General features: G+C 36.4%; 14 protein-coding genes and 1 other annotated feature. Of the genes, 9 read left to right on the forward strand and 5 right to left on the reverse strand.

Features of this window, described 5'->3' with window-relative positions; translation table 11 throughout:
* Positions 1-137: 137 nt before the first annotated feature.
* Positions 138-1,988 (reverse strand): LTA synthase family protein, encoded by a 1,851-nt coding sequence (locus MHH98_RS01340; protein WP_340712181.1) that lies wholly within the window; start codon positions 1,986-1,988, stop codon positions 138-140.
* 208 nt (positions 1,989-2,196) lie between these two features.
* On the opposite strand from MHH98_RS01340, the gene MHH98_RS01345 reads away from it, so the two are divergent.
* Together MHH98_RS01345 and MHH98_RS01350 are read left to right on the forward strand one after the other, a co-directional pair.
* Positions 2,197-3,276 (forward strand): AI-2E family transporter, encoded by a 1,080-nt coding sequence (locus tag MHH98_RS01345; RefSeq protein ID WP_038186299.1) that lies wholly within the window; start codon positions 2,197-2,199, stop codon positions 3,274-3,276.
* Between the two features lie 9 nt (positions 3,277-3,285).
* Positions 3,286-3,906: an NUDIX hydrolase gene (locus MHH98_RS01350; protein ID WP_076034759.1), complete on the forward strand. Its 621-nt coding sequence runs from the start codon at positions 3,286-3,288 to the stop codon at positions 3,904-3,906.
* 447 nt (positions 3,907-4,353) lie between these two features.
* Here the strand turns inward: MHH98_RS01350 and proS are convergent, their stop codons facing one another.
* Positions 4,354-5,784 carry a proline--tRNA ligase gene (proS, locus tag MHH98_RS01355; RefSeq protein WP_038186296.1) on the reverse strand — a complete coding sequence of 477 codons (1,431 nt, stop codon included), beginning with the start codon at positions 5,782-5,784 and terminating at the stop codon, positions 4,354-4,356.
* Positions 5,785-5,824: 40 nt separating this feature from the next.
* Positions 5,825-6,024 (reverse strand) — a binding site (T-box leader).
* Positions 6,025-6,105: 81 nt separating this feature from the next.
* Here proS and MHH98_RS01360 point away from each other — a divergent pair.
* Genes MHH98_RS01360 through MHH98_RS01380 form a run of 5 tightly spaced genes read left to right on the forward strand, consistent with a single transcriptional unit; the run spans position 6,106 to position 8,439 of the window.
* Complete coding sequence (locus MHH98_RS01360) at positions 6,106-6,645, forward strand: histidine phosphatase family protein (RefSeq protein ID WP_038186294.1); 540 nt, start codon at positions 6,106-6,108, stop codon at positions 6,643-6,645.
* Positions 6,646-6,691: 46 nt separating this feature from the next.
* On the forward strand, positions 6,692-7,159 hold the full coding sequence (locus tag MHH98_RS01365; protein ID WP_038186292.1) for a hypothetical protein: 468 nt from the start codon (positions 6,692-6,694) through the stop codon (positions 7,157-7,159).
* Positions 7,160-7,201: 42 nt separating this feature from the next.
* A complete protein-coding gene (locus tag MHH98_RS01370) occupies positions 7,202-7,594 on the forward strand; it encodes a GNAT family N-acetyltransferase (RefSeq protein ID WP_235175746.1) in 393 nt (130 codons plus the stop codon).
* Positions 7,595-7,631: 37 nt separating this feature from the next.
* On the forward strand, positions 7,632-7,805 hold the full coding sequence (locus tag MHH98_RS01375) for a hypothetical protein (RefSeq protein ID WP_155981193.1): 174 nt from the start codon (positions 7,632-7,634) through the stop codon (positions 7,803-7,805).
* A 28-nt stretch (positions 7,806-7,833) separates the two neighbouring features.
* A complete protein-coding gene (locus tag MHH98_RS01380) occupies positions 7,834-8,439 on the forward strand; it encodes an alpha/beta hydrolase (RefSeq protein ID WP_038186290.1) in 606 nt (201 codons plus the stop codon).
* A gap of 46 nt (positions 8,440-8,485) precedes the next feature.
* Here the strand turns inward: MHH98_RS01380 and MHH98_RS01385 are convergent, their stop codons facing one another.
* From MHH98_RS01385 to MHH98_RS01395, 3 genes are all read right to left on the reverse strand, one after another.
* On the reverse strand, positions 8,486-10,603 hold the full coding sequence (locus MHH98_RS01385) for an MMPL family transporter (protein WP_340710504.1): 2,118 nt from the start codon (positions 10,601-10,603) through the stop codon (positions 8,486-8,488).
* Between the two features lie 138 nt (positions 10,604-10,741).
* On the reverse strand, positions 10,742-11,740 hold the full coding sequence (locus MHH98_RS01390; protein ID WP_038186286.1) for an inorganic phosphate transporter: 999 nt from the start codon (positions 11,738-11,740) through the stop codon (positions 10,742-10,744).
* Positions 11,741-11,754: 14 nt separating this feature from the next.
* Entirely contained in the window at positions 11,755-12,375 is a 621-nt protein-coding gene (locus tag MHH98_RS01395; RefSeq protein WP_038186284.1) for a DUF47 domain-containing protein, read from the reverse strand.
* A 240-nt stretch (positions 12,376-12,615) separates the two neighbouring features.
* Here MHH98_RS01395 and MHH98_RS01400 point away from each other — a divergent pair, with 240 nt between their 5' ends.
* A complete protein-coding gene (locus MHH98_RS01400; RefSeq protein WP_164491934.1) occupies positions 12,616-13,149 on the forward strand; it encodes an NfeD family protein in 534 nt (177 codons plus the stop codon).
* 18 nt (positions 13,150-13,167) lie between these two features.
* Positions 13,168-14,733 carry a flotillin family protein gene (locus MHH98_RS01405; RefSeq protein WP_038186282.1) on the forward strand — a complete coding sequence of 522 codons (1,566 nt, stop codon included), beginning with the start codon at positions 13,168-13,170 and terminating at the stop codon, positions 14,731-14,733.
* Positions 14,734-14,885: the final 152 nt, after the last annotated feature.

The raw sequence follows: 14,885 nt of genomic DNA on the forward strand, positions 1-14,885 counted from the left end.
AATAAGGACGAGTTTTTTTGCATTAATATTTAGTTTCAATAATAAAAAACAGAAGAAGACCATTTGTAACGTAGGGAAATTATTTATGCATAAAAAAAGCCTTATTGAATTTAAGTTTTCAATAAGGCTTTTTTTACTTATTGTCCGATTTGTTCTCGACGAAGTTGATCGGAGTATTGCAGTATTGATAGTGTATTATTGATGTTTTTTTGTGATCGGTTTGTAAGTTTTGCCCTTTTCATTGTTTCTCGCGTTAACAATGAGGCTGGGTGTTGAGCACTTGGTGCGATATACATCGTGTGATCGCTTATATAAGAGCCCCCAGGCAAGTAATAGCGCATGCCGAGTAGGTTATGTTCATATTGGAATAAGTTGTGTCCTATGAGCTGTGAAGTAGGTTCAATGCCAAGTAAATTTAAAAGTGTAGGCATTAAATCTGTTTGTCCACCAAGATGTGTAATTTGCTCATTGACAAAAATTCCCGGTGCCGTAAATAGTACAGGTACTATGAATCGATCATTCAAATTGTAAGGATGGCCAAGTAAATCTTCCAATAGCACTTGGTCTTCTTCTGTTACAGGTTTTCCATGTAAACCAGAATGATCACCATAAATGAGAATAACGGAATTGTCGTACAATCCTAAACGCTTAAGATTAGCAACAAACTGTCCAATTTGCCTATCTGTATAACGAACTGATTGTAAATAGTCTCCAACATATGTGTCGTTGAATTTCGTTGGTAATTCTAGATATTTGTAGTCATCAGGCATTTTAAATGGCGTATGGCTAGTTAGTGTAATGATATTGGCGTAAACTCGATTGAATTGTCGTAACAAACTTTGTATTTGCGATTCAGCAAAACGAAATGTTACTTCATCTGCAGGACCAAAGCCGATAATTTGCTGCTCGGGAATATCATCTGAAGTATAGGTGTGGTCAAAGCCTAGAGCAGGATAAAGCTTATTTCGATTCCAATACGATATATCATCAGCATGAAATGTAGCTGTACCGTAACCTTCTGTACTTAGCATCCGAGGCAAGGAAGCAACCTCCGAATCCTTTAGTGAATTGACAGTAGGATCCATACCTTCAGGATAAAGCCCTGTATGCATAATCCATTCAGCATCTGAAGTGTTACCTGCACCGATTTGTTGGTAAACATTATTGAAATATGCACTATCCTTCAGTATCTTATTTAGATTTGGTGTAATTTCTTGGCCATTAATATCACGGTTAATAACAAAGTTTTGTAATGATTCTACTTGAATTACAAAGACGTTTCGGTTTTTAGCTACACCAAATGTTTTGTGTTTGTTAAATGGGACATAGTCATTGCCCTTTAGCCTTTCAAGATCGGCATCACTTAGCTTTTCTTGAGTAGCAAGCGCTACACCAAAGCTTCGCGCATACAATTGAACGATTTGGGATTGTAAGTAACCGTTTTCTTTGGCGAAATAAGATACATCGATAAGAGGCTGTCTAAATGCAAGTGCTGTCGTTACGATACCGATACAAGTGAAGGTAAATAGCCCTTTTCTTACGTCTGTGTAGGAAAGTTGGCGTTCTTTTGTGAAATAACGAATTAGGGGCAGCAACAAAACAATATCTAAGAAAAACAGGTAGTCATAAGGGGTTCCAAGTAAGGCAACGGTTCCACCGACTGAATGAGATTGATAAATTTGTTTGACGTCATAATATGAAGGTAATGTTGAAAAATATCGAGTGTAATACAATATGACGATAAATAATGCAGATAAAATGGTATTGAAAATCCATACAGCAAGCCATGTACGCTTTTTAAATAACACTACGACAAGAGTAAGTGCCAAAGCCCACATGGGGTACTCTAGTAACACAATTTGCGTAACCGAGCGGTTGTGGAAAATCACCGTACGAAATGCGATTATCTTCACAAGTAATACGATTAGAATGAGAGTATACGGATGTAGTAAATATTTCTTGCCCATATGAGCCAATTTGCTTTTCATTACACCATCACCTTTATGTAAAGTTCTACTAAATAACGTAACAACACCCAACTGGAAAATCAACTAATGTCACTGGAATTACTTAATTTTTTTAGAATATTTGTATTATAATATTTTTTGTTATTACTGTTTGATTTCTTTTCCAACATAAAATATCGTATACTTAATGATAAAATGGGCCTATTTAGGCTATAAGGAAGTGAAGTTTGTGACGAAAAAGTTATGGTTTCAAACAGGTGTCGGTATATTACTCGCTTTATTAATAGTTAAGTATTTTTTGGAAATAAAACATTTGTTTTATCCAGTGGTTATTATTGCAAGTGCAATTTTCACTCCACTTTTACTAGGTGGAATTTTATACTACATAACAGAGCCTATTCAGCGTTTTTTAGAGAAACGTAAATTTCCGCGATGGGCAAGTATTTTGACCATTATTATTGCATTAGTAGGAGCACTTGGGGGCTTTGTTTCGTGGATTGGTCCTTCTATTGCAGAACAGTTGAGTCATTTAATAAAGAGCACACCTTACTTAGCAAGTGAAATAACAGATATGGCTGATTATATCCAAGATAATCGTGGAAGTTTTCCATCTCAAGTAAATGAATTCATAGATAAGATGGCAAACTCTATTCAAAAATACGCAGTTATGACGAGTGTATTTTTAGTGCAACTAATACAAACGATTGTGTCGTGGGCATTTATCTTAATATTGGTGCCTTTCTTCTTTATCTTTATGTTAAAGGATCACGAGAAATTTGCACCTTCAATGTATAAACTGTTTTCTGGGAACCGTCGCGAATGGATAAAGAAAACACTGTCGGATATTGATGATGTGCTGCGTTCTTATATTCAGGGACAACTACTAATTAGTCTATTATTAGCTATTATGATGTATATCGGTTATTTAATAATTGGATTAGATTACGCATTGTTATTAGTTGTTTTTGCCTTTTTCATGAATGTCATTCCGTTTATTGGGCCATGGATTGCATTTGTCCCAGCTCTAGTTATCGGGTTTTTACAAGAGCCGAAGTTAGCCATTTGGGTATGTGTTGTAACATTAGTAGCGCAACAGATTGATAGTAATTTAATTACACCGAATGTTATGGGTAAATCATTAGATATTCATCCACTAACTGTTATTACAATCATTTTAGCTGCAGGTAATATTGCAGGATTCCTAGGTATTTTACTTGGTGTCCCTGCTTATGCCGTTGGGAAAGTAATTGTAAAAAATGTTTATGAACATCGTAAAGAAATACGTTCAGCTGCAACAAAGAATGTTTAGGTGCCAAATATGGACAGTGAATTATTAAGAATATTTAATGATGAACATGAACCTATTGGTGAGGCAACTAGAGAAGAGGTACACGCGAAAGGCTTTTGGCATGAGACTTTTCATTGCTGGCTTGTTAGTAAGATAGAAGATAAGTATTATCTTTATTTTCAGCTTAGAAGTGCTTGTAAGAAGGATTATGCAAGTCAGTTTGACATAACGGCCGCTGGACATTTACTAGCGAATGAGCGAGCTCAGGACGGCTTTCGTGAATTACAAGAGGAGCTGGGTTTGCCACTTACGGTTGATGATATGAAAAAGATTGGGGTATTTGAAACGCGTATCCAACAACCACCAATGATCGATCTAGAATTTGCCCATGTGTACTATGTATTTAGTAACGCAGACTTTGAAGGATTTCAATTACAAGAGGAAGAAGTTGCTGGTATTGTTAGAGCAGAGCTTGGTACAGTGCAGGATTTCTACTCAGGTAAGCGTAAAACTTTATATGTCGAGGGGTTTGAAATCATCGAAGATGGAAAGAAGATACCTCTTGTAAAAAATGCTATACACGCTGATTTTGTTGAGCATAATGCATCCTACATGGATAATGTTTTATCAAAGCTAACGGAAGTTTTATAAGAGAAGCACGTTGCAAATGCAACGTGCTTCTTGTTTTGTTGAGAGACGTTTCGGCCGGACACTTAATGTCAAAGAGTGCCTTTGGTTCGAGCCTTACAGTGCTTGTCGAGGGCCGACAGGATGTAGGTCAGATAGCCGTTGCCACAGGACGTGGCAGTTTTAGGCTATCTTCATTTATACGGGCCGCTTCAGCATTTAAGAAAGATATTCAGCTTCAGCGGCCAGACTCTCGAGGTCACTTTCACTTTCTCGGTCGAAAACTGTAAAGATGTTTTCGATTCGAAAGTTACAGTGCTTGTCGAGTCTTGACAGGCCGCTTCAGCATTTAGTATATCCAGCTTCAGGCGCTAGACTCTCGGGTCGTTTCGGTCTCTCGGCACAAGACAAAAAGCGCCTTGTGTTCGAGCCCTCCAACGCCTGTCGAGTCTGGTCAAGCGCCATCAGCATTTAATATGCCTTTGCCCATACGACCATTTTTTCTGCTGGTTTGCTGCAACAGATACATGTTTCTGAGATATGTTCTTGTTCGAATGGCATACATCGGGAAGTTGCACCTGTTTCTTCTTTTATTTTATCTTCACACGCTTGGTCACCACACCACATAGCCTTGATAAATCCTTGTCTTTCTTCAAGTTGTGCTTTGAATGCATCAAATGTTTGAACGGTAAATGTATTTTCTTCGCGGTGATTTAGTGCTTTATTGTATAAATCATTTTGAATTTCCTCTAACATTGCAGGTAATTTTACTTCTAGTTCATTAAGTGGAACGATAATTTTTTCCCCTGAGTCACGACGGGCTAGAACCACTTGATTATTTTCGATGTCCTTTGGCCCTACTTCAAGGCGTACTGGAATACCCTTCATTTCATACTCATTGAATTTCCAACCTGGTTTTTTATCACTAGCATCAATATTAACTCGTGCCACTTTTCCAAGACGTTCTTTTAAATCATAAGCAAAATCCAGGACGCCTTCTTTATGTTGAGCAATTGGTACAATCATTACTTGGGTCGGTGCAATACGTGGAGGAACGACTAGACCACGATCATCACCATGAACCATAATAAGTGCTCCTATTATACGTGTTGTGAAACCCCAAGATGTTTGATGAACAAATTGTTGTTTACCTTCTTTATCAAGATATTTAATATCAAATGCACGTGCAAAACCATCTCCGAAATTATGTGATGTTCCTGATTGTAATGCTTTCCCGTCATGCATTAGCGTTTCGATTGTGTAAGTGGATTCAGCGCCTGCAAATTTTTCCTTCTCAGTTTTTTGCCCTTTTAATACAGGGATAGCTAAGTACTCTTCACAAATTTGAGCATACACATTTAACATACGTAATGTTTCCTCTTGAGCTTCTTCTTGAGTAGCGTGAGCAGTGTGTCCCTCTTGCCATAAAAACTCAAGTGTACGCAAGAATGGACGTGTCGTTTTTTCCCAGCGTACAACATTAGCCCATTGGTTATATAGCTTTGGTAGATCACGATAAGAATGAATAATATTAGCATAGTGTTCGCAGAATAGTGTTTCTGAAGTTGGACGTACAACTAAGCGCTCTTGTAGTTTTTCATCCCCACCATGCGTAACCCATGCCACTTCGGGTGCAAATCCTTTTACGTGATCTTTTTCTTTTTGTAAAAGTGATTCAGGTATGAATAAAGGCATATAAACATTTTCATGACCTGTTTCTTTCAGTTTTGTATCGAGTTCATTTTTGATATTGTCCCACAATGCATAGCCATAAGGACGTATAATCATTGAACCACGAACACTTGAATAATCGATTAAATCAGCTTTTGTTACAACGTCTGTATACCATTGAGCAAAATCCTCATCCATTGCTGTTACGTCTTTTACAAATTGTTTTGCCATTATAAACACCCCTTCTTTAAAATAAAAAGCCCCGCCTTAAATAAGGGACCCATTACGGCGGTACCACCCTTATTTAAAGCGAAGCTTTACTCTCAAACATGTTAACGACTGTCGCCGCGCCATTTTTCAATGACGAACTCGAAGGTAGGTTCAAGAAGCTGTTAATGAGAATCTTCCACCAATCAATTCTCTCTCTATAAAAACAGGTCATTCTTTACTAATCCTTGTCTTAGTTTCAATTATTGTTGTTTGTGATTATAGTATTGTCTAAATAGTATGTCAATACTATATAATATTATTCAAAAGATAGGGGAGTTGTTAATGAAAAAAATTTACATTATTCGTCATTGTAAGGCTTATGGTCAAGAAAAAGAGGCCACTCTTACAAGTGAGGGTATTGAGCAGGCTAAACAATTAGCAGAGAGATTACAACAATACGATATAAAGAGAGTTATTTCTAGTCCATTTACAAGAGCAATCCAAACGATAGAACCATTTTCCAAGAAAATGAAAATAGAAGTTGAACAGGATGAAAGACTAGCTGAACGTGTTTTAAGTACACAAAATTTTGATGATTGGTTAGAAAAGTTGGAACAAACTTTTCTCGATGAAAACTTAAGGTACATAGGTGGAGAATCAAGCAAAGAAGCAGTTGTACGAATTGAACAGTTAATCAAAGAATTACTCGAATCATCTATTGCTGATACTGCAATTGTTTCGCATGGCAATCTATTATCATTACTCATTACAAAATACAATTCGAAATTTGGTTTTACAGGATGGAAAACTATGAGAAATCCTGATGTATTTTTATTGACGAAAGATGGACAAGATGTTGATATAAAGCGAATTGATATGTAAAAAATGCTATACTAAAGGTTGAATGCAAACGAAAAAGGAGTAAATTATGTTAACATTTGAACAAAAACAAGCGATCATCGAAAGTTTCCCTCAATTAACTCGTAAAGAAATTTCGATGAAACGATTAAATTATCACTTTGATGGTAGCCAATATGAGAAAAAAATTGTGGTAGAAAAATTACACCCAAACGGTAACGGTTTTGTTTACGTAGGAGATTTACTACGTTATAAATCAGACGATCGTGGTTTAGTAAATATTCGTGATTTCTCTGAGCAAGAGCTACGTGAAATTATCGAAGATTCCCTTACGTACTTATCTGAAATTGATGAAGTAGTTCCTGAAGTGAGAATTGAGCAAAGCTGGCGTAACCGTAATGATGACCAACTTCTTTTAGTAGAAGAAGATCCTTTTTGGAATGTTTATCATGGCTTCAATTTAGAAGAAAGCTTCGGAACTCGTGATGATGCGGAAAACTATTTATATTCTGAAGGCTTTAAGCCGTCTAAAAAATGATGATAACAATATCGTTTATTGGCGGTATTTGAACGACCACCAATGGACTTGCTGTTACTAGCTGATCCGTCTGAGCACATGATTGCACAATATATTCGCGATGGTAATTATTATATCGCGAGTATGGCGGGTGAGGATGTTGGGGTGGTCGTTTTGTTGATTCATAATACAGAAGCCATCGATATAATGAACATTGCTGTAGTTGGAAAATGGCAAGGACAAGGGTTTGGTAAGTCACTTATTCAGCACGTCATAAGTGAAGCGACAGCCGGTGGTTATCGTCGAATTCTAATTGCTACTGACAACTCTAGCATTGGGCAACTGGCGCTGTATCAAAAATATGGATTCCACATGATCAAAATTGAATATGATTATCTTATTAATCATTATAAGAAGAAATTTTTGAGAACAGTATACAATTTCGAAATCGGATAGTTCTCGCAAAGGAATGCTAAAGGAAGTAGGTAATTTTATGTCTGGCAAAAAGACAGTTATTGCATTAATTAGTGTCGTAATAATTGCAGTTATATTGATTGTCCTTTCAATTCAACTATTTTATAAGAATCATCCTAAGCAAAGTTCCAAAGCATATTCATTGACTCCTATTACTGTTCAATCTATAATTATCTCGAATTCAAGATATTGATTATAGAATATAGATAGGGGGGTTCTCCATGCAACATATTTTCATTAAAGGTACTGACGATAGTAAGCCAACATTGTTATTGCTACATGGTACTGGTGGGAATGAACATGATTTAATTTCTTTAGCAAAAGAGATTGATCCAACAGCTTCTCTTTTAGGTGTACGAGGAAATGTTGTAGAGAATGGCATGCCACGCTTTTTCAGACGTTTAGCAGAAGGCGTTTTTGATATGGAGGATTTAGAGGTCCGTACAAAAGAATTGGCTGAATTTATCGACGAAGCAGCAGTGCAATATGGCTTCAATCGAGATAATATTGTAGCAATTGGCTATTCAAACGGGGCAAATATTGCAGGTAGTTTGTTATTCCGTAATGGGCCAATCGTGAAAGGTGCTATTTTACATCATCCAATGGTTCCAAGAAGAGACATTGAAGTACCGGTATTATCACAGTTACCAATCTGGATTGGTGCTGGTAAAAACGATTATATGTGTCCTCCTCAAGAATCAAAAGATTTAGAAGGATTGTTAACAGCAGCAGGGGCAGAAGTAGAAGTATATTGGAGCGACTATGGTCATCAGTTAACACATGATGAATTAAAAGCAGCAAAAGTTTGGTATGCAAATCACTTTTAATAAATATGAAAAGAGGCAACCTGATTATTAACAGATTGCCTCTTTTTTATTTGCGATTTTTCTTTTGAAATGGCATCCACCAGTTCCAGTCACCTAATAATTTCATCAGACTTGGTACGAGCATTAGACGTATAATTGTTGCATCAATAGCAATGGCAATGGCAATGCCGACGCCTATTTGCTTCACAGGCATTACATCTGTGAAGGCGAATGCACCTGTTATAACAATCATAATTAACGCAGCAGACGTAATGATTTTACTTGTAGAAGTAAGTCCATCAATGGTAGCGCGCGTATTACTCGCTCCTTTTTCATATTCTTCTTGAATTCTTGAGATAAGGAATACTTCATAGTCCATACTTAAGCCGAATACAAGACAAAATGTAATAACAGGTATGATTAATACAATTGTCCCTTCCTCTATTCCGAAACTTCCGTATTGGAAGATATATACAAGGATTCCGAAAGCTGATGATAAGCCAATAATATTCATTAAAATAGCCTTTATAGGAATTAACACCGAATGGAATGCAAGCATTAGAATAAAGAATGTAGAAACAATAATAATGGATAAGGCTATGACGATTTTATTTGAAATTTCATCGAAAATTTCTTGATTAAACTTCGCTTCTCCACCAAGTTTAAAGTTCATGTTTAAATCTTTATCCGACCACTTTCTCACCCAATCTTGTGCCTTTGTAGATGCTCCTTTAGCATCTAATGTAATTGGGATAAACAACTGTTTGTCGTGAATGAAAGTTTCCTTTAAAGGCTTAAGTTGTTCGCTAGCAGAAAGGTTTTTCATACTTTGCTGCCAGTCCTCTACGTGATTGATTTTAGATTCCGTGAAAATGGTCTTCACATCGAGGACTAAGTTATCTTTCTGTAATGCTTTTTGTAGCTTTAGGATGTCATTTAAACCAGCTTTGGAATCCCATCCATCTTCACGTTCTGCTAATAAATAAACTGTAGAATATTTACCTAAATCAAATTCTTTTTGTAATTTCTCAAAAGAAGTACGAGAATCATATGAAGTTGGTAAAGCATCCATTTGTGGAATAGTTAGTTTCATATCTTTCACAGGGACAATACCTATTCCTAAGATAATCAAGGAAATAATAGCGATTGTCACTGGACGTTTCATAACCAGTGTTGCAAAACTACGCCAACGCGATACACTATTCGGTTTCACCCGAATAATCTTCCATTTATTTAAGCGATCACCCAATAACAATATGCTTGCAGGTAACAAAGTTAATGAAGCAACAACTGCTAGGAAAACTGCAATCGTACCACCTAGTGCGATATTATGGAATATTTCTACTTGGATAACAATCATCGCACCGAGACCAATCATGACACAAAATGCAGAAAAAATAATCGAGCGTCCGGCAGTTTGAATCGTTGTTTGCACAGCTTGTTGAATGGTAGAGTGCAATCTTTCCTCACGATAACGATTGATAAACAACAATGCGAAATCTATGCTGAGTGCTAGCCCAAGCATAGGGATAATATTCATTATGAAGATGGATAAATCAAACTGTCCACTCAGCATAGATAGTATGCCAAACGCAGATACGACGGTAATGATACCAATTACAATTGGTAGAATTGAAGCAACAACGCTACCAAATGCTAGTAATAAAACAAGTACTGCAATGGGTAATCCAATTGCTTCTGCGTTAGCTAAATCCTTTTGACTGGCTGTATTAAGATCGGATGAAATCACCGATCCACCTGTAATAGTAATTCCTTGTTTATTGTTTATTTTATCTCGTATTTTCGGTACTACAATGGACATATCCTCTATGGTATTATCGAAATTTAAAATAGCATAGGAGATATTTTTTTTATGAAGTTCCGAGTTCTTTAAAGGAGATTGAATAGAATCGATTTCCTCTACTTCTTCGATTTTCTGTAAAGTCGCTTTAATATCTTCGTCTTTAACTTTATCAAATACGACAAATATGGTTTCAGCAGGTAGACCAAATTCTTCTGTTAGTTCGTTCATAACAGCTTGATGATCGCCATTTACTTTAAAACCATCGCCTTTTAATTGACCAGGTAATTGAATAGCAAAGTATGCAAAGATAATGAACAATGCACACCAAATCGTTGCAATTATTTTATAATATTTTGTTATGAATCGAGATAAACTTTGCAAATGTATGTACCACCTTTCTTAAACAACTCTATGTGATTAGTGTAAAGCATTCTGTCTTACTTTGTCGTTAAACAGTCAAAATTTTTACATAAAAAAAGTTCCCATCCTATAGCGAATGGAAACCTAATAAGGTAATTATTAGATAAATAAGTTGAGAACAAAAAAGATAGCTGCTCCCATTATTGCAGATGTTGGTAAAGTGATAATCCACGTAAGAACGATTTTCTTTGCTACGCCCCATTTAACACCTTTTACACGTTGAGCCGAACCAACCCCCATGATAGAAGAGGAGATAACATGTGTTGTACTTACAGGTAAATGAAGTTGTGTAGCTCCGAAAATAACAGCGGCAGAAGCTAAATCAGCAGCTGCTCCATTAACAGGTCGGATTTTCATGATTTTACCGCCAACAGTTTTGATAATTTTATATCCACCAATGGATGTACCTAATCCCATTGCAGTTGCAGCTGCAATACGTACCCACATTGGAATATCGTCACCAGTTTGTAATCCAGCAGCAATTAAAGCCATTGTAATAATACCCATTGATTTTTGAGCATCGTTTGTACCGTGGGTAAAAGATTGTACCGCAGCAGTGAAAATCTGTAGTCTACGGAATCCTTTATTCGTACGGTATAAGTTTAAGTCTTTGAATACCACTTTGAAAATGGACATCATGATAAAACCAGCAACGATAGCAATAAATGGTGAGTAGATTAATGCTTTAATAATTTTGATAAATCCTTCATAGTTCAATACAGCAAAACCTGCAGCAGCAATCGCTGCACCAGCTAAAGAGCCGATTAGAGCATGCGATGAACTAGATGGAATACCATAATACCAAGTTACTAAGTTCCAAATAATTGCGGATAGCAAAGCGGCTAAAATAATGACAACCCCGTTATCAATTGCAAAAGGGTCAACGATATCTTTGGCCAATGCTTTTGCTACACCTGTAAATGTTATTGCACCTATAAAGTTCATAGTTGCGGCCATTAATACAGCTACACGAGGTGGTAATGCACGTGTAGAAACAGCAGTTGCGATGGCATTTGCAGTATCGTGAAAACCGTTAATGAAGTCGAATAATAATGCAAAAACAACAACAAGAATGGTTAAAAATAGAACTGTATCCAATATATCTACATCTCCTAGGCGTTACGCATTATAATTGTATCCATTGTATTTGCAACATCTTGGCAGTAATCAGCTACTTCTTCAAGTTGTTCGTAAATATCTTTGAATTGAATTATGCGAATAGGATCTTTTTCATGTAAGAATAGTTGTTTAATTGAAGTGCGAAGAACGTCATCACATTTGCGCTCATAGTCTTTAATGAGGATGGAATGATCACGCATATCGATCAGTTTTTTATTTGTTAAATGTCCCATTGCTGCGACAATTTCATCTGTACTTTTTACGATGTATTTAAGGAAATCACGCATATAATCGTCTACCTCTGTTAATGAAAACATCTCGAAGTGGGCGATACAGCCTTCAATGCCATCAAGAACATCATCCATACGTACAGCTAATTCCAAAATATCTTCACGTTCGATCGGTGTCATAAATGATTTGTTTAACATGAAAATTAATTCATGAATTAATTTATCTCCATCGGTCTCATACTGTTTTAATGTTACGCTAAGCTCTTTTAAATCTGCGATGCTTGTAATTTTAAAATCATCTGCATAATGTACAGCTTCATTAACTGTTTCTGCAATTTTCAACAGCGACGCAAAAAAAGGGTCTTGTTTTTTTGAGCTAAACATGTGAATCCTCCTAGGTTGAATATCAACTTATCAATCTCTTTTAACGCTACACAATCATAACAAAATGCAATAGGAATCCCCACATTATTTACATAATTTCGACTAAAATTTACATTCCCGTAACATTAGAAATAATTATAAATAAAATGTGTAAATTATTTGAAAAAAATGAAACTTTATCTCCACTTAACCGTATAACGTATTGTAAGGAAAATAACATAAGTATGAGAGGTGAGTCTAATAGAACTGTTTGGTATAGCAATCCAACAAGTATATTTATATTCCCTAATAATTTTTGCAGTATGCATGGTCTTATTTTTATTTTTTGGAGATGTAATTGATGGTGTTGGAGAAGGTATTCCGTTTTTTAATCCAGCGGTTATTCTTTCTTTTTTAACATTCTTTGCAGCAATTGGTTTCATCTTAGAAAGTTTAACGTCATTTTCTAGTATCATGATCATCGCAATTGCAACAATTATCTCTACCGTATTAAGTGTATTGCTCTATTTCTTTATCTTATTACCATTAAAATCAGCAGAAGTATCAATGGCATATACTGATGAGTCATTGGCAGGGCAAATTGGTAAGGTAATCGTACCTATTCCTGTTGATGGGTTCGGTGAAGTTGTTATTGAAACTATAAATGGTTTAATTTCAAAACGTGCTGTAGGTTTTGATAATGAGGAAATTGAGTATAATCAACAGGTCCTTATAGTAGAAGTAAAAGAAGGCACGGTGTATGTCAGAGCATATGAACCGATGTTTTCAAATTAGATTAAAGGGGGAAATGAAATGGATTTTGGAAATATAGGGTTATTAGTCGTAATAGGAATTGTAGCTTTTGTATTATTAGCGATTATTGGTGTTTATGTAACAAAATACCGAACAGCAGGTCCAGATGAAGCGCTGATCGTAACAGGTAGTTACTTAGGATCAAAAAACGTACATACAGACGAATCAGGTAATCGAATTAAAATTATCCGTGGTGGTGGTACATTCGTACTTCCTGTATTCCAGCAAGCAGAACCATTAAGCTTATTATCTAGTAAACTAGAAGTCACTACACCTGAAGTATATACAGAGCAAGGTGTTCCAGTAATGGCAGATGGTATTGCAATCATTAAAATCGGCGGGTCTATTTCTGAAATTGCTACAGCAGCAGAGCAGTTTTTAGGCAAACCTAAAGAAGAACGCGAAAATGAGGCGAAGGAAGTTTTAGAAGGTCATCTACGTTCGATTTTAGGTTCTATGACAGTTGAAGAAATTTATAAAAACCGCGATAAATTTTCTCAAGAAGTTCAACGCGTCGCATCACAAGATTTAGCGAAAATGGGTTTAATCATCGTTTCATTTACAATCAAGGATGTACGTGATAAAAACGGTTACCTTGATTCATTAGGGAAGCCAAGAATAGCACAAGTAAGACGTGACGCTGACATTGCAACAGCAGAGGCAGAAAAGGAAACACGTATTAAACGTGCTGAATCAGATAAAGAAGCGCAAAAAGCAGAGCTTGAACGTGCCACTGAAATTGCAGAAGCAGAAAAAGAAAACCAATTAAAAGTAGCTGAATTCCGCCGCGAGCAAGATGTCGCTAAAGCCCGTGCTGACCAAGCATATGAGCTAGAATCAGCTAAAGCAAAACAAGAAGTAACAGAACAAGAAATGCAAGTTCGTATCATCGAGCGTCAAAAACAAATTGAATTAGAAGAAAAAGAGATTCTTCGTCGTGAGAAACAATACGATTCTGAAGTGAAGAAGAAAGCCGACGCGGATCGTTATGCAATAGAGCAAAACGCAGCAGCGGATAAAATGAAACAATTAGCTCAAGCTGATGCGGAGAAATATAGCATTGAAGCTAGAGCGAAAGCTGATGCAGAAAAAGTACGTTTAGATGGTCTTGCAAAAGCTGACTCTGAACGTGCACAAGGTGAAGCCGAAGCAGATATTATCCGTCTTAAAGGTCTTGCGGAAGCAGAAGCGAAACGTAAGATTGCCGAAGCGTTCGAGCAATATGGCCAAGCAGCTGTACTTGATATGGTCATTCACATGATGCCTGAATACGCGAAACAAGTTGCTAGTCCGCTTTCAAATATCGACAAAATAACAGTCGTTGATACAGGAAGTGGTGGTGAAGGCGGCGGTGGTGCTAACAAAGTCACTGCTTATGCAACGAACTTAATGTCTACTTTACAAGAATCTCTTAAAGAGACATCGGGGATTGATATGAAAGAGCTAATAGAAAACTACTCGGGCAAAGGTACGATTCGCCCAAGTATCGAAAGATTAGCTGATGAAATCCAAGGTAAGTCAACTGCATCAACAACTGCAGTTATTGAACCAAAAGAAGAAGCTTAAATAAAAGGGCTGGCTCATGAAAATGAGTCAGCTTTTTATGTATAAAAAGAATAAGACTTGTCTAACTATATAAAAAGCCTACTACTTAATAATAATGTTGCTTATTTGTCATACAAGTTTAAATACTTATTAAGGTACAATAGGGGAAAAGT

The sequence above is a fragment of the Viridibacillus sp. FSL H8-0110 genome, assembly GCF_038003565.1.
GTDB classification, from domain to species: Bacteria; Bacillota; Bacilli; order Bacillales_A; family Planococcaceae; genus Viridibacillus; species Viridibacillus arenosi.